We start from the raw sequence: 23090 nt of genomic DNA, 5'->3' as shown, positions 1-23090 counted from the left end.
AGCCCTTCGACTTATGTTGTCTTCAAAACCGCCATCCCCAGCGTTCACAGGGTCTCAACCGCTGAACGTCACATAACCGCGAGGACAACATAATCGGCACTCGCGGAACCCGTCACAAGACCAACGGCTTTGCCCACCACAAAGGCGACGGCTTCGGCCTCCGTCTCGCGTACCGTTTTCGTCGTGGCCGTGCGGCGTTCTGCCTTGTGCAGGAGTTCATGCGCCGTTTCATGGACAAGGGTGGCGAAGGTTTCGGCCTTCGACTGTCCGGGCAGGATGGCGATGCGTCCGCCGTAGCTCATGCCGAGCGCGGGGGCGATGTTGGGGTTATAGACAAGCTGAATCCCTTTGCTCTGCACGAACGCGGCCAGCCTGTCCAAGTTCTCACCGGGGTCGCCGGAAACCTCGCGCATCTCCGGCAGGTCTACGCCGTCGGTCTGCGATACGTCGAAGACGTAGGCGTTGCGGAATCCCAACAAAACCCGCTCGTTCTGCTTCGTAATGTCCTTGTTGGCTTCCCCGTTCTTCTTGCGGCGAACGCCGACGATGGGGGCAAGAATGCGGATGCCTTTTTGTCCCGCTTTCACGCTGCGTCCAAGGTTCTTCCACGTCCAGAACCCGGCCACGCGGGTGGCCTGTGGCATCTGTCTCGCGATCTCCAAGACGTTCCCGAAGGAATACGAATGAAAGCGGCTCATGGCGGTGAGGTAGTTGGTAAGGGCTTCGGAGTGTCCTGCCTCCAACTGCTCAATCAGCAGCTTGATATTGGCGGCGATCAATTCCTGTTTGGTGGAAGGCTTCTTGCTGTCGATGGTGGCGAGTTTGTTGGTGGTGTTGGCTGTGCTGCTCATGGTGTTGTCTCCTTTGCGGTTGCTTTTGCTTTTCATGCCATGCGTGGCATGTACCTACATGCCGAAGGCCTCCTGGCGAAGGCGGGGGGTAGCAAGTGCAAGGAGAGGGGGATCACCCACCCTTGCAGCGCAATGCAATGGAGCGGAAAGGGCGAAGCGTAGCGGAGGGCTGCACAAGCCGCAGGCGCGGAAGCCTGGGGAGACTCCTTGCGCGCGCGAGGGGGCAGAGCCAACCTTAGGAAGGCTTGTCTACCGCATGGGTGCGCGTCAGCGCACAGGGACTATCAGGGGCGGGCGTTACGGGGCCGGAACAGGCCCCGTTGAGGAGGGTGGCGGAAGACGCTGCAAGCGGCTGGAGACAGGGAGGAAACCCGTCCTCCCTCATCGGTGAAGTTTTGGGACGCCCTTGCGGACCTGATGATGGACCACGACTGGATTGTGCTCCGTGCTGAATTCGAGATCGGAGCTCTTCGAAGTGAACCCATCCGTAGAAGGGACGTCCTCGAGGGCGCTTCTCAACATTAGTTACCATGCAGTCCGCAACTTCTTGCATTGCCGCTTTGAGTCCCGTACGTTCGTGTTTCGATTCACCGGGTGGTGCGCTTTACGACCGGCGGGCAACTTCCACGGCAGAGTAAATTGTTTCCGATAACCCGTCAGACGCGCCGCGGCAGGAGCACCAAGTCGGCCGCTTCCTCAGCATCTTTGAGGAGTGTCTTGCGCGGCGTGCCTATCCGCGCACGCATGGTCAGGGCACGAGCAAGATCCGTGACTTGGACCGCGCGCACGGCTACCGGAAAGTCAGGCGGGATGTCTCCCGCAGAGATCCCATCCCGGAAACGGCGCTCCAGCAGCGCCGCGCCGCCAGCGGCCGCATGCTGCAGGAACCGCTGAACCTCAGCGTCGTTCACAAGCGGCGCGACGCACATCAGAAGGCAGCCCCGGGCGGACCCTTTCTCGGTTGCACTTTCGACGGTGTACCTCAGAAAGTCCGCGATCGAATCGCGAAGACTCTGTTCCGAGAGGAGTGCCTTCGCGGCTGATGCGCCCTGCCGTTCCGCGTACGCCCTAAGGACACGCAAGAATATCGCCCGCTTGTCCCCAAAGACGGCATACAGGCTTGGCCGTCCCACGCCCATCCCGACGACGAGATCATCAATCGTCACTCCGTCGTAGCCCTTCGACCAGAACACCTGAGTGGCCTTTTCCAGAGCCCCCGTCTCGTCGAAGCTGCGCGGTCGTCCTCGCGGCCTAGCGGTATTTTTAATCATTTAGTTCAAAACTCCTTGACACTCACATTGTATCAATATACAACCGAATAGTTCGATATTAAAAAGCTGGCTCTGGCCTCGCGCTTTCCGGCTCTGTTTTGCCCTTTCACTAAGGAGCCAGTCATGAAACATTCGATCGCTCTCGTCACCGGGGCCACCTCCGGGCTCGGTCACGTCGCAGCCCACTTGATCGTCGGGGAGGGCTACCGCGAGGTCATCGTAACCGAGCGCAGCGTGACTCGAATGCTGGAGATGGCCGCTCAGCCCGAGGCTGAGACGAAAACAAGGGTCTTCACACCGATGGAGCGGGATCTGAACGCGCCGCACATCGTTCAGTCCCCGCTCGTGAACGGTCATCATCAACTGACAGTCGAATTGCTCCATTCCGCAAATAACTAAGAACCGAACAAGGAGAAGAAAATGATCGAAAGTGTCTTAATAACCGGAGCAAATGCTGGGCTTGGGAAAGAGACTGCCCGCCAGTTCGCGTTGAAACAAGAAACCAAAAAAGTGATCCTTTTCTGCAGAAATCGAGCGAGGGCGGCGGCAGCGAAAAAAGAGCTTGAGGAGAACACGGGGAAGAAGATTTTTGACATCGTTATTGGGGATGTCACGGACGCGGATTCCGTAAGAAAAGCTGTAGAGGAGATAAAGGAGCCGATTGACGCGATTGTCTTAAATGCGGGTGGAGTAGTGGGTAAAACGGCCGCGAAATTTACGCCTTCCGGCATGAATGAATTAGCTGCTACGAACATTTTAGGCAACGTAATTCTAGCGGAGGAATTGATTAAACGAGACAAGCTACGGAAAGCAGTTCTGGCAGTCAGTGCGGAAGCTGTTCCAGGAGTAAAGGCGCTCGGAATAAAACGAGTTTCAATGAAGACTTCTTCTGTAGATGAGTTTGCTGCGGTTCTTGATGGATCTTATTTCGGTAAGAAGTTCGTTGCATTGAATGCATACGCATATGTCAAGTACGCAGAAACCATGTGGACGTTATCCATGGCCAGACAATATCCCAAGCTAAAGTTTGTTGTTGTGAGCCCAGGAAACACAACAGGAACTCTAGCGCCAGATAGTCTTCCGCCGCCAATGCGGTTTATGTTGAAGTTTGTGATGATGCCTATCGTATTCCCATTAATGGGCGGAATGGTGCATTCGCTGGACGTAGGCGCAAAGCGATTTGTAGATGCCATTTCAGATGACCGGTATAAAAGCGGCGTGTTTTATGCCAGTAAAGAGGGCAAGTTATCCGGGGAGATGGTGGACCAGAGCACATTCTTGACTGATTTGAAAAATACTTCGTTTCAAGATAACGCCTACGAGGCAATTCACCGTTTCACGAAGTAGGTCTGGAAACGAAGTCTCAGAGCAATCGTTCCGGCTCAAGGGGAGTTGACGGATCCAATTGAGGCGAAGCACCAACCACAGCTCCACGATCGCGTAGCCAAGCAGCCGTGCGGCGGGCCGTAGTCAAGGTATGCGGTATCGGCTCGTCAGCCGTCATCCTTGATGAGTTGCAGAACGAGAAGGAAGAGAAAATGCTTGCTTTAAACAACAAGGTCGCCGTCATCACGGGCGGCAGTAGCGGAATAGGACTTGCCATCGCAAAGCGCTTCGTGTCGGAGGGCGCATACGTCTTCATCACCAGTCGCCGCCAATCCGCATTGGATAAGGCAGTGGCTGAGATCGGCAAGAACGTCACCGCGGTGCAAGGCGACGTTTCAAAGCTAGAGGATTTGGATCGGCTCTATTCGACCGTCTCTGCTGAAGGGCGGAGGATCGATGTCGTCGTCGCTGGTGCAGGTTTCGTCGTAATCGCACCCCTCACAACTGCGACACTCGATCAGTTCGATCAGACTTTCGATACGAATGCACGCGGGGCATTCTTTACCGTCCAGAAAGCGCTCCCGCTGATGAACGACGGTGGTTCCATCATCCTCATCGCTTCAGCCGGCAAGAACAAGGCGACTCCTGGCCGAAGCTTGTACAGCGGGACAAAAGCAGCACTGCGTGCTTTCGTTCGCACTTGGACGATGGAGCTGAAGGATCGCGGTATCCGCTCGAATGTCCTCAGTCCGGGTGCCACTGAGACGCCGATCCTCGAAGACTTGTTCGGCTCGAAAGAGGCTGCTGAAGCGGGAAAGGCGCAATTCGCATCGGCGACTCCGCTTGGCAGGATTGGCCGGCCCGAGGAGATTGCGGCGGCAGCGCTCTTTCTGGCATCAAGCGAGGCCAGCTTTGTTGCAGGCATTGATCTGGCCGTCGATGGCGGATTGAGTGCTGTCTAAGCGTTTCAACCAAAAGACGGTTGAACAGAACAGGCAGCAGGCCGTCATCAAGGTCATATGCAAATCAACATCGCCACATTCCTAACTTGGGGTTACGGCGACCAACGAATAACAACCAGTCACCAGGAGAATGAACATGAAACGGTATGAAGGTAAGAAAGTGGTAATCATCGGCGGCACGAGCGGCATGGGACTCGCTACGGCGAAGATGCTCCTCGATGGAGGCGCCCGCGTTGCGGTGACGGGTCGCTCAAAAGAAGGCCTGGAATCGGCGCAGAAGGAGCTTGGGAATGAGGCAATCGTGGTTTCGAGCGACGCACGGTCGTTGACGGACATCGACGCCCTCGCCTCTCGGGTGAAGACCGAGTTCGACACCATCGACCTGCTTTTCGTCAACGCCGGTTTCAGTATTCCAACGCCTTTCGAGAGCGTGACCGAGGCCATCTACGACGAGATGTTCAACCTGAACTCCAAAGGACCGTTTTTCGCGGTCCAGAAGTTCGCGCCGATGATCAGTCGGGGAGGCTCCGTCATCCTCACGACCTCGATCGCAAACGTCAAGGGAATGCCCAACCAATCCACATACGGAGCCGCCAAGTCTGCGCTGCGGTCATTCGCCCGGGGGCTTGCTGCTGAGCTTCTTCCTCGGGAAATTCGCGTCAACGCAGTGACGCCGGGTCCAATCGACACGCCGATCCTCGGCAAATCGTTTCCCGCTGAGGCAGCCGCTCAGATGAGGGAGAAAATCCCTGGGATGGTCCCGATGAAGCGTTGGGGAACGTCAGACGAAATCGCGAAGGCCGTCCTCTTCCTGGCGTTCGACGCGACCTTCACGACCGGCGCTGAACTTCCCGTCGATGGGGGCTGGTCGCAACTCTAAGGTGCTGGGCCGTCCAGGAAGGTGCTCACATCGAGGACGGTCTTCGATGACTCGCGTACCAGAGCGCACTCGATGCGGATACGGAAGGCGGTGGCGGCGACTCGGTCGTCGCCACTGCTCCCTCAGGGCAATTCCAAGCCAGTTCGTTGTAGCACAACCTACGGAGGAAACAATGAAAGTGATAAAGCAGATGGTGGTTGCGGTAAGTTTAGTTGGCATCTCCGCGATGGCACCGGTAGTGAGAGCCCAGCAGGGGTGGGAGAAGGTTGCTCCCGGGACAATGATTGCGCCTGCCGAAGCGCTCAACTCGCTGCTGAGTATGACTGAAATCCAGATGATCAGTCTGGTGAAAGCATTGCCTGCCGACAAGTATGGATTTGCACCAAGCGCGGCAATTTTTGCACCTGGGCAACGAACTGAGTACGCAGGCGTCCGCACATTCGGGGCATTGGTCATTCACGTCGCGCAGGCGAATTACGCTTTGGGTTCGCACTTGAGTGGACTAAAGCCCGATATCGATCTAACCCTGCTCCCTAAGTTGAAATACAAAGATGAAATTATTGCGGCTCTCGAGGACTCCTTCGCCTTTGATCATAAGGCGATAGGGACAATCACGAATGCAAACGCGTTTGAAGATATAGGTGGTCGAACTCCGTCAGGAGCAACCATCCCGTCTACGCGCTCCACACAGGCCGCGTACATCGCGGTGCATGCTTCCGATGAATACGGGCAGATGGTGGAGTACCTGCGAATGAACGGTATAGCTCCTCCTGCCAGCGGCGCTCCTGCTCCGCCGAAGAAGTAGGTAAGTGTCGCAAGCACCATAGAGATGGAGTGCCCCCAAACTCTTCATCTCTATGGCCGCAAGCCAAGCAGGAAAGGGACGAGAGGTGGAGGTGGCTGAGAAGGTTATCGTCGTTACGAATGTATGGTCGGGTCCTGGGCTTGCGGCTGCCATTCTACTTTCTCGCCGTGGTTTCAAGGTCTTTGGCGCAGTTGCCGAGTACGTTTCAACGACGGAAGAGCTTCCGTTCACACAGATACAACTGAAACGAGGCGATACGGAGGCCGTCAGAGACTCAATTGCGACCCTTCTTAGCGTCGCTGGGTGTGTCGATGTTCTCGTAAACATATCCGAGACGTACACAATCGGTGCATTGGAGGAGCTCAGCGAGGAGCAGACGAATCGGCATTTCGCGGATAGCTTCTTTGATGTTCTTCGATTGACTTACGCGGTCATTCCGTTCATGCGGGCACGCGGCATGGGACGAGTGGTCAATATAGTTTCTCCGTTTGGCACCTCTCCAGCTCCATTTATGGGGATGTACGCAGCCTCTCACGCGGCGCTTGAAAGCTGGTCACAAAGCCTCAACACAGAGTTGGAAGGGACTGGGGTTCAAGTCACGGCAGTGATGCGCGGCCTTATTAGGCGCGTAGACAATGAAATTCGTTTGCCGGAGCGGCCTTTGCGGCGCTATGACCAAGGCACTGCCAAGACGCTCGCTGCGCTTGCATCAGATTCTGACAGGTGGATCGGGGATGAAATGTTAGCCGAGCACATTGAGCGCGCGATCACGGATAGAAAGCCGAGGACGATTTATCGCACTGGCTTCGAACTGAGAATGTTTTCTACTGCTCTCCGTCTCGCACCACGATTACTCCAATTTCTCTTCAAACAGAGAACCTGAGATTGAGAGGAAATGATCAATCAATCTATACAAACGAGGACACATGAGCCACCTGACCATCTACTACATCGCCACCTGGACGAGCGCACTCATCGCGCTCACGACCGCCATTGTTTACTTTGCAAGACCGAGTGTGATCCTGCAAAACTTCTCGTCACTCGGCTTTCCCAGCTACCTACCCATTCTCCTCGGGATTTGGAAAGCTCTCGGCGCGATTGCGCTAGTAGCGCCTGTGTCTCCGCTACTTCGTGAATGGGCCTACGCCGGCTTCACCTTCAACTACACAGGAGCTATGTTCTCGCACCTTGCGACCAAAGAGTACCCGAAGGTATTGCCACCATTGATCATCTTCGGCATCCTTGCGATCTCTTATTTCTTCAATCCAAACCAACTCCACTTCTAAACTCTCGTCATGGCGAGCCTCAGCCGCGATAGAACCTGACCGATGCAGAGGTCGGGCGAATCCCGTCGCACCTCACTGCGTCGAATCAGCAATGGCGCGAGTTCCGAATGCTCTGAAAGGAGATTGTCATGATTGATTGTAGAGAGCTAGCCGGAAAGGTAATACGCTCGCTTACGATCTTTGAAGATGGACGCCACGTGGGGATGTAAGCAGCCTCTCACGCGGCGCTTGAAAGCTGGTCACAGAGCCTCAACAGAGAGTTGGAAGGGACGGGCGTTCATGTCACGGCAGTGATGCGCGGCCTTATTAGGCGTGTAGACAACGAGATTCGTTTGCCGGCGCGACCTTTGCGGCGCTATGAGCAGGGCTCTGCCAAGACGCTTGCTTCGCTCGCATCAGATTCTGACAGGTGGATCGGGGATGAAATGTTAGCCGAGGTTATTGAGCGCGCAATCACAGATCGAGACCCGAGGACAATCTATCGCACTAGCGTGGAAGTCAGAGTATTCTCCATTGGTCTCCGTCATGCACCTCGGCTACTCCAATTTCTCCTCAGATCGAGATCCTGAAACTGCCAGCGCTATCTTCACGATGGCGTAGCCATTCGCTGCGAGATAAGCGGCCTCAACAAGTTCACCACTACGTTGTGCGTCTTTCTAGCCCTCTCCTTACCAGCCTCCATCTCCGCGTCGATCCTCGCCTAAGGTGAGGTCAGCGCCGGCAATTCATACCGGCGCTGCGCGACCAATCGAGGCACTGTTACCAGTGCCAAACTGTCGGTTCCCAGTTTCGCACTAGTCCCTGCTGGGTAATGTGGCCTAGTCCTGGGAACGGAAAATGAGGCACCAATACCAACGATTTTTCGGCAATGACCTGATTGAGCACTCTTAGCCGTGTGCGTGCCCCTAGTTCCTGGTCGTTATCGAATCCGACATGCCACTCGGGATGCACAATGCTGAGGGCGAAATGATGCAGGGCGTCCGCAGAATAGAAGAGGCTCTCCGAGCCCGATGAGATATTGAAGGCGAGCATACCGGGCGTGTGGCCGAACGCTTCTACGGCGGTAATGCCGGTCACGACTTCCTGGCCGGGCTTCACGAATTCGACTTGCTTCTTAATCCCGCCGAGATGACGTTTCGCCCCCGCAACAATCATTTGCTTCCACTCATCCGGTAGGAGATTTCCGAGCTTGATGTCTGGCTTCATCCAGTACGCCCATTCCTGCTCCCCAATCACATAGCGGGCATTCGGAAATACCTGGGAGTCATCGGGAGCCAATGTGCCAAACACATGATCCAGATGTGCGTGCGAGATGATGATGGTGTCAATTTCTTCGGGAACAACACCGAGGTTCCGCAGATGTTCGGGCAGGTGTCCACCGGATGGCCCAAGATACGGTCCCATTCCGTTGTCGATGAGAACCTTGTGTTTACCGGTATCTACATACAGTGAGTTGATCTGAAAGTAAGCAGATGCGGAGGGGAGAAACTTACTCTCCATAAAGGCCTGAAATTCTTTTTCACTAGCTCCCGCCGCGATCATGATCCTGGGATTATCGAACTGGAGAAACCCGTCGCTGACAGACGCAACTTCAAATTCTCCAATCTTGAAACGGTAAAAGCCAGCGCCCTGTTCTTTATTCATTGCGGTCTCCTTTGGTGCCAATTCCTTGCTGTTCACTCGTTGCTGCGCCGTCAACTGCGGGTAGTAATATATCGAACACTATAGTATGCTCGACATGTTGTCAATTTTGTATAGCTATCGCTACACAACTGCACGATCCCACAGGAGAGCACACTATGCCAGCACTACAGGGAAAGGTCGCCATCATCACAGGCGGCAGTAGCGGAATCGGACTCGCTATCGCAAAGCGTTTTGTATCGGAAGGCGCATACGTCTTCATCACCAGCCGCCGCCAATCCGAGTTGGATAAGGCAGTGGCCGAGATCGGCAAGAACGTCACAGCGGTTCAGGGCGACGTTTCAAAGCTGGAGGATTTGGATCGGCTCTATTCAGTTGTCTCTTCTGAGGGACGGAAAATCGATGTCGTTGTCGCAAATGCGGGTTTCGTCGGAATGGGCCCAGTCGCAACTGCAACAGCTGAGTTTTTCGATAAGACCTTCGAGACGAATGCGCGCGGAGCATTCTTCACTGTCCAGAAGGCGCTGCCATTCATGAACGACGGTGGTTCCCTCATTCTCATTACCTCCGCAGGTAAGGACAAGGCGACCCCAGGCCGAAGCGCGTACAGCGGCACGAAAGCAGCTCTGCGATCGTTCGTTCGCACTTGGACCATGGAACTGAAGGAACGAGGCATCCGCTCGAATGTCCTCAGTCCCGGAGCCACGGAAACACCGATCCTCGACGGCTTATTCGGCTCTAAAGAGGCTACGGAGGCGGGAAAGGCGCAATTCGTCAAGGCGACACCGCTTGGCAGGATGGGCCGTCCCGAGGAGATCGCGGCGGCAGCGCTCTTTCTGGCGTCGAGTGAGGCCAGCTTCATTACAGGCATTGATCTGGTTGTAGACGGCGGATTGAGCGCTGTTTAACCGAAACGAAGCATTCCAACCGAATCAGGAGAGAACAAAATGAAGATCCAAAGAATCATCACGGCTGAGGGCAAAACTGGCGTAGCCACCAAAGTCGATACCATTGACACAGCAACAGTCGACTTCCTTACCAACATCTGGGGATTCGACAAAGTTCCCGAATTGCCGCTAACGCCAGAGCAGGTTTTGGGCGAATATAAGCCGTCGGGGATGTTTGGCCCGCTTGGCGGAATTCGGGCCGATCTCTTTACGCTGGCTCCGGAGACGCCAGAGGGACCAGCGCCGCTTGAACGGGCCGCCTCAGTCGACATGGGCACCCCAGGAATGGTCCCGGGCAAAGAAGGTGACGGGATGCATCGCACCGACAGCATCGATCTTGCCATCATGTTGGATGGCGAAGTGAACGCCGGATACCCAGGCGAAGATGGTCAGGTACACGAACTTACGCTCAAGACAGGGGACCTGATTGTGACTAACGGAACGTTCCATAGCTGGCATAACCGTTCCGCCAAGCCTTGCACCATTCTCTTTGTCGTTCTTGCAGCCGAGCGCAAAGCGTCTTAGCAAACTCCATGCCCGGTTTGTCCCTGTGAGGAACCTGCTTGCAAAACGTGGACGCCTCAAAGACGTGAGGCGTCCATGCAACGCCTGCGTCCTCGCTATCGAATGGAAACGCCACGCTGAGTAACACAGCCACTACTGCCGAATGCGCGAGGATGCGCTTTTACGGCTAGTCGGCCTCTGTTCCGGTCTCGTAGCAGCTGCTGAAGGCCACGCCGCCAGACCGACGGCGATCGCGCTGTACAGGTCTTTACGTTTCGCTCCCGATTGAGCTTCCACCGCCAGGCCCCACGCAGTGACTGCAATATAACGCGCGAGCACATCGGGATCAGCATTTACGGGAAGGTCGGTGGTGCCACGGGCCTTGGCGATTCGTTTACGAAGTCGCACGATCAACTCGCCGCGCAACTTGGCCAACCAAGCGCGAACCGTGTCGTCTTCTGCAGAAGGAAGAGAACTATTGAGAGCGAGGCAGCCAGGCGCGTGAGATGACCCGGTGAGGACGTCGGCATAGCCATAGAGAAACTTGGCCGCGACACCTCGCACAGTCGATTCCTGAAGCGCACTCTCAAGAAGCTCTAGCTGTTTTTCGTAATACTGCTCGATGACTACCCGGAAGAGCTTTTCCTTATTTCCAAAAGCAAAATAGAAGCTCGGCGCGGTAATGCGCATAGCACCGGTGAGATCACTGAGCGATGTGCCTTCGTAGCCCTTTCGCCAGAAAAGTTCAGTCGCCGTCTTGACGGCCGTGTCGATGTCGAATTCGCGTGGACGTCCCATGGCTGCTCCGTACTATTCTATACCACGCACTACATAACATTGACACCTATCGTCCGTGTACTATATCGTTCGATATAGTATTGCTGGCGCGGACGACTGACCTATCTCGGTCCGGTTCGCGTGAGCACTCACACAGTTTTTCGGAGGTCCGAGAAATGCCAGATACCACTTACGAAATGTTTCCCCGCACGGGCTTTACCGTAACGCACTTTCTCGTTTCGGCGAACATAAAGAAGTCGATGGACTTCTACTCGCGAATCCTCGGCGGGAAAGTCGTCATGGACGGCGAGAACGGCAAGCCCTGCGTCGTACAGCTAGAGAACACATGGGTCATCATCAATTTGGGCGGCGGGCCGACCGACGACAAGCCGGACATTTACCTTGCGGCTCCGAAGGATGGCGAGGCTGTCAGCAGCTTCATGAACATCCGCGTCGCAAACATTGCAGAATGCTACGAACGTTGGAAGGGTCTCGGTGCGGAGTTCCTAACCGAGCCCAAGGTTCACGAGGCCGAGACGCGGTGCTACATGCGCGATCCGGACGGCCACCTCATCGAGGTCGGCGAAGCGAAAAAGTAGCGTCGAACTGCTGGCGCGACTGGCGTACGATCTCGGTGCGATTCGCGTCAGCACATACAGTTTTTAAAGGTCTGAGGTGCTCTCAATGGACGTTCCTGTTCTTGTAGTCGATGGTGTTGTAAAGCTTCCTTCTGAAGCAAACGGTGCCGTCGTTGTTGGCGGCTCGAATGCCACGGCTTACGCGGCGTACTACTCGGCTAGAGCCGGCGTTCGTGCCGCCATCCATCATGACTGCGGCATCGGCCGGGATGAGGCCGGGGTCAGTGGTCTGCCTTGGGCGGACAAGCATGGCATGGCTATGGCGGCCGTTGCGACGGACAGCGCCCGGGCGGGCGACGCCGAAGACATGTTCCACCGAGGGATCATCAGTCGCGTCAACAAACTTGCGGCCAAGTGTGGTGTAGAGACCGGTCAAACCGTCGCACAAGCAGTAGAGCTATTGAAGTCTGCCCCCTGGCCTCACGCAGACGTGGAGGCACCGGTAGAGGAACGCGCCTTTGTTGACGGCATCCTCTGCATAGGCTCCATCTCATTTGCGACTCCAGAAGATGCAGGCTTGGTCGTGGCAAGCGGTAGTCATGGCGGCAGAAGCGCTGCTCCATTTACGCGTTCCTTCAAGCCACGCCTTGTTTTCTTCAATGATGCCGGTTTCGGCGCCGATCGCGCTGGTGCCGCCTGCCTTCCTCTTCTCGATTCCGATGGGATTGCCGCCGCTACGGTCGCTGCGGATTCGGCCTGTATTGGTGATGGCGAGTCAACGCTGACGCAGGGCATTATCTCGGCAGTGAATGAAACGGCATACCAACTGGGCGCCAGGGTCGGCATGCGGGCCCTTGATGTGGCGCGCACAGTAGGGGACAAACCCTAAATAGTCGACGTAGAGATTGTCACTCAGGTCTGCCGAATTCCAACCCCTACAGCGTGCGAATCCTACACAGAACCCGAGAGGATGTTATGCCCCAACGTGATGCAGTGTTTCCCGCTAACCCGGATGCCCTATACGAGAAGTACGGATATTCTCCCGCAGTACGATCAGGCGACCTATTGTTCGTGTCGGGTCAGGTTGGCAGCCGTCCCGACGGTTCGCCCGAACCCGATTTCGAAGCACAGGTTCGCCGAGCCTTCGCCAATCTAGAAGCCACGCTCGCGGCAGGAGGATGTACGCTGGACGACATCGTCGACCTGACGACGTTTCATACGGATTCGGAAAAGCAAATTGGCGCGGTCATTGCAGTAAAAAATGAGAAGTTCCCGAAAGCCCCGTATCCTAACTGGACCTCTATTGGGGTTACCCGGCTTGCGGGCTTTGATTTTGAGATCAAGGTGATCGCACGGATTCCGGCACGTGCCTCAACGTCAGTGAGCCGGCGCAACCCTCCAACGATGTGGGATATGGCGTCGCTTGGGTACTCGCACATCAGTGTCGTTGAACCTGGCCGCCTTGCGTTCCTGTCCGGCCAGATCGCAGCGAAGCCTGGCCGTGAGGACGTGCCCAAAGACCTCGCCGGCCAGGCAATGCTTGCGACTGCCAGCCTCGCCGCCGCACTGAAGGAATTGGAGGCGTCTGCGCAAGACATGTCATGCTGCGCGTCTATGTCGTGAATGCGACTACAGAAGCGTTCCAGCAGGTCCTCCCCACTCTACGTGAACTGCTCGGGGACGCAATGCCGAGCATCACGACGATTGGCGTTCAGGCACTCTATACGCCGGAGATCAAGGTCGAGATTGAAATGGTGGTGCGCGTCCCCTAGAAGGGAGATACAGGTCACGGCCATCGAACTTCGGTGGGCGTGTCAAAGGTGAAAGCGGATGTGTCGGGCCGGATTCGTTGGGGTCGAGATTCGTGCGGCGAATGGATACTAAATCGATCAATTTGTCCGGACACAAGGGGAAAGTGCAAACCAAGTGCAAGGAGAGAGGGATCACCCACCCTTGAAGCGCAATGCAATGGAGCAAGGGCTGCACAAGCGGAGCGCGGAAGCCTGGGGAGACTCCTTGCGGGCGCGAGGGGGCGGAGCCTAGTAGGTACCGGGGACATGGTTTACACGCAGTACCGGAGACAGCCTTTACAGATATGGAGAGAATGGCTCTTCAACGAGGACCAAGACGCGGCAAGATGCGTTAATGTCCTGGAAAGAGAGTCGCGTTGTGGATCAACGCCTACAATTTTTATCGAGCTATCAAAAAGAGGAGATGTCACTGACGGATTTGTGTCATGAGTACGGCATCTCGCGCCCTACCGCCTACAAATGGATCAAGCGATACAACGAGGTTGGGCCGGAAGGTCTTCTTGATCTATCGCGCAGACCGCGCAGTTGCTCGCATGCAACACCGGAAGAACTAGTCAACGAAGTACTCGCGTTACGGAAGAGATTTCCGTCGTGGGGAGCGCGCAAGCTCAAAGCCCGACTTGAACGGATGAACCCGAACGTAGCATGGCCGGCAGCGAGTACCATCGGTGAAATTCTTCGCCGCTCCGGTTTGACAAACCCTGTACGCAAGCGGAGGCGGACCACACCTTATTCTCAGCCGTTCTCCGAAGTCACCGCGCCAAATCAGTTGTGGTGCATGGACTTCAAAGGCTGGTTTCGGACAGGCGACGGTCAAAGATGTGATCCCTTCACGATCACAGACTCATACAGCCGATATCTGATCCGTTGCCAAGCGATCACTCGCATGGATACGGCGCATGTTCGTGCCATCTGTGAAGCAGCCATGCGCGAGTTCGGAGTTCCAGAACGCATACGCACCGACAACGGAGCGCCGTTCTCGGGAACCGGCATTCTGGGGTTATCACGTCTTTCGTTGGAATGGCACAGACTAGGTATCCTTCATGAACGAATTCAGCCCGGCAAACCCCAACAAAACGGTCGGCACGAACGGATGCACCGAACGCTAAAGCAGGACACGACAAATCCTTCGGCGAAAACAATCAGTGCTCAACAGAAGCGTTTTGATGAGTTCCGCCGTGTGTATAACCACGAACGGCCTCACGAAGCGCTGAATCACGAAACGCCAGGTAGCTTATATGTTCCGAGCACTCGGCTTCTGCCTCGCTACACCAAGGCTCACACGTATCCTTCACACTTCCAAACAAGACGAGTGAACGATGCGGGCGATATTAGTTGGCACAAGAGCCGTGTCTTTATCAGCGAAGTGTTCCGTGGTGAAGATATCGGTCTAGAAAAGATCGAGCAGGATTTCTACAAGGTTCACTTCTGCAATCTGGAGGTAGGCGAATTTGATGTGAGCGATCTGCGGTTTCGACCAGGGCTGCGAGCATAGACAAAGGCAGGAATGGAAGCGCAGAATGCGCTCCATTCCTGCCTTTCAGAAGCTTTTCCGCAACCAAAAGCGAACTTGGAAGGGTTCAACCGGATGAAATACGTCGGTGAAAGCAGAGGTTGCCGTAGGCGTAATGCGTGACTCATAGGCATAGTCGATGTCATGGTCTCGACGATCCAATACGTTTAGGAATTCAGCGGAAGCACGCCAGTTTCTGAGGAACGTGTAGCCGACCTCACCATTCAGCATCGCAGTGTAATTCGAGCGATAGATGCCGTCTGAAGTAAGGTCGCGCGGGCCAAAGAGGCGCAGGCGCAGGCTTGAGGAGAGGCCATGCATGTCATGCAGCGTTACCCCCGAGGCGATGACGAGGCCAACGGCCTCCGGCACGCGCTTACCGCCGGGGCTTCCGGGTGCAGCATCATCGGTATCCGGGGCCGTAAAGAGAGCCTTTGAGTTGGCGAGGTCGAGGTCTACCGTGACGTGTTCAGCAGGCGTGTAGTAGTTTGCCCACTCAAAGCCATAGCGCTCGCTGGGCTGTTGCGAGGCCGTCGTCCCACCGGTGTCGCCAGACTGCTGCAACTCCGACGCGCTGTGAAGGTACCACACTGAAAACGTGCTCTTAAGATGCGGAAGCGCGGAGGTACGCAGTCCGAACTCACCACCCTTCGTGGGGATCAACGCCGGAATCGGCGTGGCGGCCGTGTTCGGGTAAGGATTGTCGCCGGAGACAGGTTCGATCGTCAGCGTCGTCCCGCGCCCATCGTTAGAGTGGAAGCTGAAGCCCGCCTGCGCGTAAAGCTCCGTCTTGCCCCCAGGGCTGAAGATGAGGCTCATCTTAGGACTGGGCAACACCTTAGCGGTCATGCCGCTATTCGCTGAGGTGATAAGGCTGGTGACGTTGAAGACCTGGGCGTCTCCGCGCAGAGCGACTACCGAGCGGAACCAGTCGGTCCATTGGATGCGGTTCTCTGCGTAGAAGCCAACCTGCGTATCGGTGAAGTGATCCGCCTGCGTTGTTGCGGGTAACGTGTTGCCTGTGCCGGAGTCGGTCTTATCCACGCGGACGCGACCCTGCGACTGGAACAGCCCGTTGTGAATCCAGTCGTTGCGCACTTGCAGACCGAAAGTATTCTCCACCTTACGGCCGAACCACTCGCCGTCGATCCTATGGTGCGCATCAAGTCCCGCAGCCCAGCGGCGGTCGTTCTGCTCGAACTGGTCGCCGCGATTCGGATCGGTGAGATAGTAGGTGAAGTCGGAGAACAGATCGAGGTCGTAGTAAAAGCCATACGCAGTAATCTGAGTATGCGAGCGCTCGCTTTGGCGATGCCAGTCGCTTTGCAGGCTGTATCGCTGCGAGTGGCCGCCATCCGTGGGGTTCAGTGTGCCGAATAGGCCGACTAGTGGTACAGCATTGTCGGCGATCTGGTCGCTTGAATGCCATTGACCATGGTATCCGCGGGCACTCATGCTGAATCCGCTCTCAGCGCTGCCTTGACTATAGGTGAGCAGGCCATTGAACTTGTAGTAGTTGTCAGGATGCGTCCACGGACCGTTGTCATGGTACGCCTCCCCGCCGTAGAGCAAGTTTCCAACACCCAGCTTATGGGATGCACCGAAGACGAAGCGACCGTACCCAAACATGCCGCCTTCGACTTGCGCGAAGTTCTGCGGTAGCGTCTTGAAGAATTCGAGGTGGGCGGAACCGGCAGAGCCATAGTTGCCTACGTCCGCGTAGTAAGGTCCTTTTTCGTAATTCACGCGCTGCACTAACTCCGGAATGACAGTGTTCATGTCCGAATAGCCTTCTCCGTGCGCGTGCGAAGGCAGATTCAGAGGCATCCCATCGATGAAGATGGCGAAGTCCGTGCCATGGTCAAGATTGAAGCCGCGAAGGAAGTACTGGTTCGCCTTCCCGCCACCAGCATGTTGCGTGATGATGACACCAGGGATAGACTCCAACACTTCGCCTGAGCGAAGGATAGGGCGATTTTCAATTTCTTTGGCTCCGACCGTTCCCTGTGTGCCAGAATCGGCGATACCGCCCAAATCATCTTCTCGGCCATGAACCTGGACGGTGGTGTTCACAGGATTCAATCCTAGTGTGATGCTCAGCGAAACCGTTGTCCTGCCATCGCGAACGACTAATGGCACCTCACGGATCTGAAAGCCTGGGCTCGACACGACAAGCTGATAGTCACCTTCGGGCAGCGCTAGCGAAAACTCGCCATCCTTTTTCGTGAATGTCGTCTTTAGCGCAGCACCATTCGTACGGAGAACACGTACAGAAGCTCCACCGATCCTTGCGCCGGATGCATCGGCGACCATGCCTCTCAGCGGCGCTTGCGAATTATCCGCCTGTTTCGCCGCTTGCACATCCGCTACGCTTGGTATCTGAGCAACCACAGACGCAGCAGAAAGAGTTGCAAGTAGAAGACAGGAACTCTGTAGCGATCGAACGTAAGTCTTCCAAGGGGCGCGAACCTTCACCGTGAATGCCTTCATGTTGGCCAGGAAATTCGGAGTGAAGTGGTTAACCACTTCACTCCTACTTGATTGTGCCACAACTCCTAGAGAAAACGTGCAGGAGCCAATGATAAGTGCTAGAGTATGCTCTGCTGACACTCCGAATCGCCTATGCCAGAACTCGCGTCCACGTCTCCAATAGCCAACTCTCAACCGCCAGTGGTTGACCAGATACGCGATTGGATTGCGGTAGAACAGCTCCGATCGGGCGACCGTTTGCCCGCTGAACGTGAGTTGGCAACCAAGCTTGATGTAAGCAGAGGTGAAGTTCGCAGAGGCATCGGGTATCTCGCAGCTCTCGGCATTTTGGACGTTCGACACGGAGTCGGAGCATTTCTCGCCGAGACGCCAAGCGGGCTGGGTGAAGCGCCGCTTCAGTTCATGCGCACTCTAGGAACCTTAACAACGGAACATCTCTTTGAGACGCGGCGTGCTCTAGAGATCACGATTGCCGGGCATGCCGCAGAACGGTGCCAAAAAGAACAGCTCGTTGCGATCTCAGAAGAACTGACCGAGATGTTCGCAACTGCTGACGATCCCGAGGCTTTCCTTGTTCATGATGTCCGCTTTCATCGCGCGATAGCTCAGGCGTGTGGCAATCCAATTTTGTTGGCCATGATGGACAGTATCGTTGGTGGTCTCTTTGAAGAGCGGCGTCAACGAGCAGGAACATTGGAGAACCGACAAAGTGCATTGCTCGCTCACCGCCGCATCTACGATGCGGTACGACGTCACGATGCAGACTTGGCGCGTCGCGCGATGGATGAACATCTCACGACAGCAAAAGCTGAAACCTCCCGCCCGAAAGTACAGAAAACAAGGCGAAGCGCACAGCCGGGTTCAACGCGCAGAACTTCAACCCGAAAGTAAGCGTTGGAAATGCCGAGTAGTGGAAAGCATGGAAAGCCGAAAAACCGGCTTCCCACCCTTCCCAGCACTCTTGGAAATCCCTGCGGGATTCCCACATTCCCAACGCTACGGCTGCGAGGAATATCCTATTTCAAGACCGGGCTTAGCCAGCCATTCACCAATAACCGAGCCGCACTCTCCGCAAGGGGCTTGTAAACCCTCTCCCCGGTACAAAACGTAAATCATCTCCCGGTACACTCAGCCAACCTTAGGAAGGCTTGTCTACCGCGTGGGTGCGCGTCAGCGCACAGGATTTGTCAGGGTCGCGTTGCGGCAGGAACAGGCCGCTGAGGAGGGTGGCGGAAGACGCTGCAAGCGGCTGAAGACAGGTGAGGAGTGGAAAACTCCTCCCTTAATAGGCTATTTACGAGCATCGAGAATGGCTCAAGCGACTGGAAGAATACGAGGGTTTCACGGACATCGAGTTCAACCCGCAAAAGTCGATCAACTGCCAAGCCCGTTCCGTCGCTCTGTTCATGACCCTGATGAGACGCGATCTGCTGGAGGAGGCAGTGCGTTCTCCGGAGGACTTCCGCAAGATCCTCTTGCAATACCACTACGCCCCGAAACTGCGCGAAGACGGTGCGGCACAGCATGTCCTATTTACTCCTGCGGTTCAGCGGGACGAAACGAAGGAACAGTCAAAGGACGAACAGAATCCTCGTTCCGCCTGACAGGATACCTACAGGGAATTGGACACATCTCCGCCGAAGGGGGGCTGGCAAGTTTTTAAAAGACGCCATGATAGCGTGCTGACCGCTATCATGGTTTGCATCTTTGCATGACTGCTAAACTCTCTGCCCGTCTCGATCTCGATGCCCTTGTCCGTTCGGTGGCCGTCAACCCGAGCCAGCCGATGAGCCTCCTTTTGGGGGCAGGTGCTTCGATCTCTTCCGGGATGCCGTCGGCGGAGCGTTGCATCTGGGAATGGAAGCAGGATATTTTCGGGACGAATAATCCGACGCTTCGAGAGATCGTCGGCGAAATCTCTCTTCCAGCCAGCAAGAGACGGATTCAGAGCTGGCTGGACGGACGCGGTGGGTATCCTCCACTCGGGGCGGAAACCGAGTATTCGTTCTATGCGGAGGCGTGTTATCCGACTGCGCGTGACCGACGGGTTTTTTTCGAGAAGTACGTCAAGACTGCGCAGCCTTTCCTCGGCTACAAGCTGCTCCCGCTGCTGGTTCGGAACGATATCGTCCGCTCTGTCTGGACCACGAACTTTGATGGACTCCCGGCGCGTGCGTGTGCGGCGGTCAACGTCCAGTGCGTTGAGATCGGGATGGACACCCAACACCGTGTGCTCGCTCCCGCAAGCCGCGGTTCGCTGCGTCTCATTTCCCTGCACGGGGATTACCGTTACGACGCGTTAAAGAACACCGAGGTCGAATTGCAGGAGCAGGAGGCTCAGCTCCGCAACGCCCTGGTACACGATATTCGCGAACATGATCTGCTCGTGATCGGATACAGCGGACGCGATCAATCTCTCATGACAGCTCTTGGTGAGGCTTATTCAGGGGTCCAAGCTGGGAGATTGTACTGGTGCGGCATGCAGGCGCAGCCGGGTAAAGAGGTTTCTGACTTGCTCGCCACAGCGCAAGCCAAGGGGCACGAGGCGTTCTATGTGTCGATGCAGGGCTTCGACGATCTCGTCGAACGGCTTGCTCTACGGATTTTGCGCAACGAAGATCTTGAAGTTGCGAAGACGATCCTTGCCGAAGGCCGTTCTATTTCCAGCCACAAGGCTCGGTTCAGTGTCGGCAATGGCTCCCTAACCTCGTTGGTCAAGAGCAATGCCTATCCCCTGACCACACCAAGCGAGGTGCTGAAAGCAGATTTACGTTTTCCCGAGGACGAGAGACCAAAGCGGTGGCTTCTGCAAGCGATGACCGGCCAACAGGGAGCGTGGATTGCCACCCCGACCGGAGGACTCTTTCTTGCAACAGCCGCTGATATTCGGCAAGGTGTCGGGAGCGCACTCCTCGGTGTTCCGGTAGCCGTTCGTATTTCTCCTGAAGACATCGCCGCAGACCCGCAACTCTTTGCCTTGATGCGTATCGGCCTTGTGCGGAGCGTGGCCCAGACGCTCGGGCTCGATCAGAACGGCAGGACAATCTGGGAGAAGAAGCCTTATGAGCGCAGACCCCTCCAGCAAGGTACATTTGCTCTCCATAAGGCACTGTCGTTTCGCCTTGTCAGCCTCCAGGGACGGTTACATACCCTGCTGACTCCCGAGATCGTAGCCAAGACGTTGACAGACGAGTTCGCAGACCAGGAGTCCACCAAAATCCTGCGTAACGCCGTTTACGGCTACCAGCACAATCACATCTACGATCAGGACATCAAGGCATGGACGAGCCGGATCACGGACAAAGATCTGTTGGACCGCGGCGGTCAGACGTTCCGTATCGGAAAGGTGCCGATCTATGCAGGTCTGGCCCAAGCAGAGCGGCGCCCTTTGCCAGGACAGTTCCAGCGTTATGCGACGTTACGAGGGACTGTGCTCCCGGATGCGAAGCTGGTGTTTGCTTCTGCATCGGGTCACGCCGAAGTCAAAGAGACGAACCCGCTCATGGGTTTGATTCAGAACAAACCCTGGGACTATGCCCTCTCGTCTACGGCGCTCGCACACTCCACCGAGATTGCCGCAATCTGCCCTTCGCAATTTTCCCAGGCACTCTCCCGCTTCATCGGTAGCCTCAATAACGGTAGTCAAGCGGCTGCCACAGAGAAAGACTACCTCCAGGATTTTCCCGGATTCAGCGCAGCTTTCGGTCTCGCACTCACTTCGTCGCTGCCGACCGATCCCGCCTGGCATAACCTCCAAGTTGATCTCAATGGCAATGAGTTGGAGGTCGCCAAACGCATTGCACGAAGTATTTGCGCGGGGCTCGACCAGATTCGAAGCATCAAGCCTGGAGCCATCACCGCCATTTTTGTTCCCGGCACATGGGCTTCGTTTGAAATCGTGAATCAGGCGGACGAGCACTTCAACCTGCATGACTCCGTGAAAGCCTATGCTGCGCGCAACGGTCAGAGCACACAATTTCTTCGGGAGAAGACCGTCGTCCCAAACGTAAGCTGCCGGGTCAAATGGTGGTTGTCCCTCGCGTTATATGCAAAGACCATGCGAACACCGTGGAGACTGGAATGCCTCGATGAGGACAGTGCGTTTGTGGGCATCGGATATAGCTATGATGCCTACGCTCCGAAGACGAGTCAGATTCTTCTAGGGTGCAGTCATATCTATAGCGCGCGTGGTGAGGGGCTTCAGTTCCGCCTCGGACGGATCGAAAATCCTATCATTCGGGGACGCAATCCCTATATGTCACTCGACGATGCTCGGCGAACAGGCGAAACAATACGACAGCTCTTTTACGAATCCCGGATGCGCCTTCCTCGCCGCGTGGTCATTCACAAGAGAACACATTTTACGGAAGACGAGCAGCAGGGATTGAGCCAGGGACTCGAAGGGGTTCAAAACATTGAACTCATCGAGATCAATACCGAAGAATCGATCCGTTTTCTCGCCTCCAAGGTAGAGGGGCAGAATCTCGTTATCGATAAGTTCCCGATGCCACGCGGCGCGGCCATCGTTCTTGCCGACAATGCCGCACTGGTTTGGGTGCATGGCTATGCGCCTAGCGTTCAGAACCCTCGGTTCAAATATTTTCAAGGCAAGCGAAGGATTCCGGCACCGCTCTACATTACGCGGTATCGTGGCGATTCCGACCTATCCCAGGTAGCCACGGAGATATTGGGATTGTCGAAGATGAATTGGAATCACTTCGACTACTATTCAAGGATTCCGGCGAGCCTCGATTCGGCGAGCGCAATAGCTCGCGTCGGTCAGTATCTTAGCCATTTCGGAGCCGCCCCGTATGACTACCGCCTACTAATCTGATCTACCGACCCATAGCGAATCAGCCGAGATTGTTCGCAAAGCTGAAAGTGAGCAAGCCGCGACTCGGTTCATTGCGCAATCTAGGCGCAGCATAGGAGCGTCGTGGAGCATTCAGCGCGAAACGGGCGTCGTGGAATAGTCCTTCAGCAATTGCGGCTGGCCGCCATCATCCCGAGTCACCGTGGCTTCCAGCGATGTGGACATCTTCAAGCAGGAAGAAAATACGGTGCCATCGGTGAACTCGATACAAATCTCTGGCCCATCAATGGTGTCTTCGTAGATCGTGAATTTGCTTACGACCTTGCCAATGAACTCCATACACTCGATCATTCCAACTCCTCCCTCATTAGGGATGCGGCAAATAACGCATCGTTTGGTCGGCAGGGTGCATTCGGCCCGCCATCAAGACAAGCCGCAAGACCGGGGATGGCCCATGGGAAATCTGTTCGCGAAACGAAAAAAGGATAGCGCAAGATGCCGGGAACCGGCATCGCTCATGGTCACAAATCCGAATCGAGGCAGGCAAAGGGGGGCTGGCGGTGACGCAGGGAACATGGAATCCGTCTCCTCAACCGGATTCAGGGGAAAACATTTGCGGTGCGCCCCCGCAAACA

The 23090-nt window shown here is 55.8% G+C and carries 23 protein-coding genes; 17 read left to right on the top strand and 6 right to left on the bottom strand.

The genetic code is table 11. The features are described from left to right. Nucleotides 1-68 precede the first annotated feature (68 nt). Both C4S68_RS22405 and C4S68_RS22400 read right to left on the bottom strand, forming a co-directional pair. Complete coding sequence (locus C4S68_RS22405) at nt 69-851, bottom strand: ArdC family protein (RefSeq protein ID WP_235011801.1); 783 nt, start codon at nt 849-851, stop codon at nt 69-71. A gap of 656 nt (nt 852-1507) precedes the next feature. Beyond that, the gene (locus C4S68_RS22400) at nt 1508-2122 is read right to left on the bottom strand and encodes a TetR/AcrR family transcriptional regulator (RefSeq protein WP_103935357.1); all 615 of its coding nucleotides are present in this window, start codon (nt 2120-2122) and stop codon (nt 1508-1510) included. 123 nt (nt 2123-2245) lie between these two features. Here C4S68_RS22400 and C4S68_RS22395 point away from each other — a divergent pair, with 123 nt between their 5' ends. The 7 genes from C4S68_RS22395 to C4S68_RS22365 all read left to right on the top strand — a co-directional run bounded on the left by C4S68_RS22395 (nt 2246) and on the right by C4S68_RS22365 (nt 7381). After that, nucleotides 2246-2521, top strand: coding sequence for an SDR family NAD(P)-dependent oxidoreductase (locus tag C4S68_RS22395; RefSeq protein ID WP_103935356.1), 276 nt, complete (start codon nt 2246-2248; stop codon nt 2519-2521). Between the two features lie 21 nt (nt 2522-2542). Continuing rightward, complete coding sequence (locus C4S68_RS22390; protein WP_103935355.1) at nt 2543-3469, top strand: SDR family NAD(P)-dependent oxidoreductase; 927 nt, start codon at nt 2543-2545, stop codon at nt 3467-3469. Between the two features lie 191 nt (nt 3470-3660). Beyond that, the gene (locus C4S68_RS22385; protein ID WP_103935354.1) at nt 3661-4410 is read left to right on the top strand and encodes an SDR family NAD(P)-dependent oxidoreductase; all 750 of its coding nucleotides are present in this window, start codon (nt 3661-3663) and stop codon (nt 4408-4410) included. Nucleotides 4411-4546: 136 nt separating this feature from the next. Continuing rightward, on the top strand, nt 4547-5290 hold the full coding sequence (locus C4S68_RS22380; RefSeq protein WP_103935362.1) for an SDR family oxidoreductase: 744 nt from the start codon (nt 4547-4549) through the stop codon (nt 5288-5290). 172 nt (nt 5291-5462) lie between these two features. Then, the gene (locus C4S68_RS22375; protein ID WP_103935353.1) at nt 5463-6095 is read left to right on the top strand and encodes a DinB family protein; all 633 of its coding nucleotides are present in this window, start codon (nt 5463-5465) and stop codon (nt 6093-6095) included. A gap of 91 nt (nt 6096-6186) precedes the next feature. Further along, entirely contained in the window at nt 6187-6978 is a 792-nt protein-coding gene (locus tag C4S68_RS22370) for an SDR family NAD(P)-dependent oxidoreductase (protein WP_160115289.1), read from the top strand. A gap of 43 nt (nt 6979-7021) precedes the next feature. Then, nucleotides 7022-7381, top strand: coding sequence for a DoxX family protein (locus C4S68_RS22365; RefSeq protein WP_103935351.1), 360 nt, complete (start codon nt 7022-7024; stop codon nt 7379-7381). 759 nt (nt 7382-8140) lie between these two features. Here the strand turns inward: C4S68_RS22365 and C4S68_RS22360 are convergent. Next, entirely contained in the window at nt 8141-9025 is an 885-nt protein-coding gene (locus C4S68_RS22360; protein ID WP_103935350.1) for an MBL fold metallo-hydrolase, read from the bottom strand. A 155-nt stretch (nt 9026-9180) separates the two neighbouring features. On the opposite strand from C4S68_RS22360, the gene C4S68_RS22355 reads away from it, so the two are divergent. After that, on the top strand, nt 9181-9930 hold the full coding sequence (locus C4S68_RS22355; protein ID WP_103935349.1) for an SDR family NAD(P)-dependent oxidoreductase: 750 nt from the start codon (nt 9181-9183) through the stop codon (nt 9928-9930). A gap of 39 nt (nt 9931-9969) precedes the next feature. Then, entirely contained in the window at nt 9970-10494 is a 525-nt protein-coding gene (locus C4S68_RS22350; protein ID WP_103935348.1) for a cupin domain-containing protein, read from the top strand. Nucleotides 10495-10626: 132 nt separating this feature from the next. Here the strand turns inward: C4S68_RS22350 and C4S68_RS22345 are convergent, their stop codons facing one another. Then, nucleotides 10627-11271, bottom strand: coding sequence for a TetR/AcrR family transcriptional regulator (locus tag C4S68_RS22345; protein WP_103935347.1), 645 nt, complete (start codon nt 11269-11271; stop codon nt 10627-10629). Between the two features lie 155 nt (nt 11272-11426). On the opposite strand from C4S68_RS22345, the gene C4S68_RS22340 reads away from it, so the two are divergent. The 5 genes from C4S68_RS22340 to C4S68_RS22325 all read left to right on the top strand — a co-directional run bounded on the left by C4S68_RS22340 (nt 11427) and on the right by C4S68_RS22325 (nt 15134). Further along, nucleotides 11427-11849, top strand: a complete 423-nt coding sequence (locus C4S68_RS22340) for a VOC family protein (protein WP_103935346.1) — start codon at nt 11427-11429, stop codon at nt 11847-11849. Nucleotides 11850-11934: 85 nt separating this feature from the next. Then, on the top strand, nt 11935-12717 hold the full coding sequence (locus C4S68_RS22335) for a hypothetical protein (RefSeq protein ID WP_103935345.1): 783 nt from the start codon (nt 11935-11937) through the stop codon (nt 12715-12717). Nucleotides 12718-12803: 86 nt separating this feature from the next. Continuing rightward, on the top strand, nt 12804-13451 hold the full coding sequence (locus C4S68_RS22330) for a Rid family hydrolase (protein WP_200821621.1): 648 nt from the start codon (nt 12804-12806) through the stop codon (nt 13449-13451). Beyond that, nucleotides 13430-13600, top strand: a complete 171-nt coding sequence (locus tag C4S68_RS23470; protein ID WP_200821620.1) for a RidA family protein — start codon at nt 13430-13432, stop codon at nt 13598-13600. The genes C4S68_RS22330 and C4S68_RS23470 overlap by 22 nt, the downstream gene beginning before the upstream one ends. 373 nt (nt 13601-13973) lie before the next feature. Beyond that, nucleotides 13974-15134 (top strand): IS481 family transposase, encoded by a 1161-nt coding sequence (locus C4S68_RS22325; RefSeq protein WP_103935344.1) that lies wholly within the window; start codon nt 13974-13976, stop codon nt 15132-15134. Between the two features lie 45 nt (nt 15135-15179). On the opposite strand, the gene C4S68_RS22320 is transcribed toward C4S68_RS22325, so the two are convergent. Next, on the bottom strand, nt 15180-17465 hold the full coding sequence (locus tag C4S68_RS22320; RefSeq protein ID WP_160115288.1) for a TonB-dependent receptor: 2286 nt from the start codon (nt 17463-17465) through the stop codon (nt 15180-15182). 309 nt (nt 17466-17774) lie between these two features. Here C4S68_RS22320 and C4S68_RS22315 point away from each other — a divergent pair, with 309 nt between their 5' ends. The 3 genes from C4S68_RS22315 (at nt 17775) to C4S68_RS22305 (ending at nt 22476) form a co-directional block, all read left to right on the top strand. Then, entirely contained in the window at nt 17775-18533 is a 759-nt protein-coding gene (locus C4S68_RS22315; protein ID WP_103935342.1) for a FadR/GntR family transcriptional regulator, read from the top strand. Between the two features lie 401 nt (nt 18534-18934). Then, on the top strand, nt 18935-19246 hold the full coding sequence (locus C4S68_RS24060) for a DarT1-associated NADAR antitoxin family protein (RefSeq protein WP_407641120.1): 312 nt from the start codon (nt 18935-18937) through the stop codon (nt 19244-19246). 107 nt (nt 19247-19353) lie between these two features. After that, nucleotides 19354-22476, top strand: a complete 3123-nt coding sequence (locus tag C4S68_RS22305) for an SIR2 family protein (protein WP_200821619.1) — start codon at nt 19354-19356, stop codon at nt 22474-22476. Nucleotides 22477-22587: 111 nt separating this feature from the next. Here C4S68_RS22305 and C4S68_RS22300 read toward each other — a convergent pair whose 3' ends face one another. Continuing rightward, nucleotides 22588-22806 carry a hypothetical protein gene (locus C4S68_RS22300; RefSeq protein ID WP_103935340.1) on the bottom strand — a complete coding sequence of 73 codons (219 nt, stop codon included), beginning with the start codon at nt 22804-22806 and terminating at the stop codon, nt 22588-22590. Between the last annotated feature and the right edge of the window lie 284 nt (nt 22807-23090).

It is taken from the genome of Bryocella elongata, from assembly GCF_900108185.1.
GTDB classification, from domain to species: domain Bacteria; phylum Acidobacteriota; class Terriglobia; order Terriglobales; family Acidobacteriaceae; genus Granulicella; species Granulicella elongata.
Note: the sequence above shows the minus strand (reverse complement) of the source record. Positions and strands in the feature narration are given on the sequence as shown.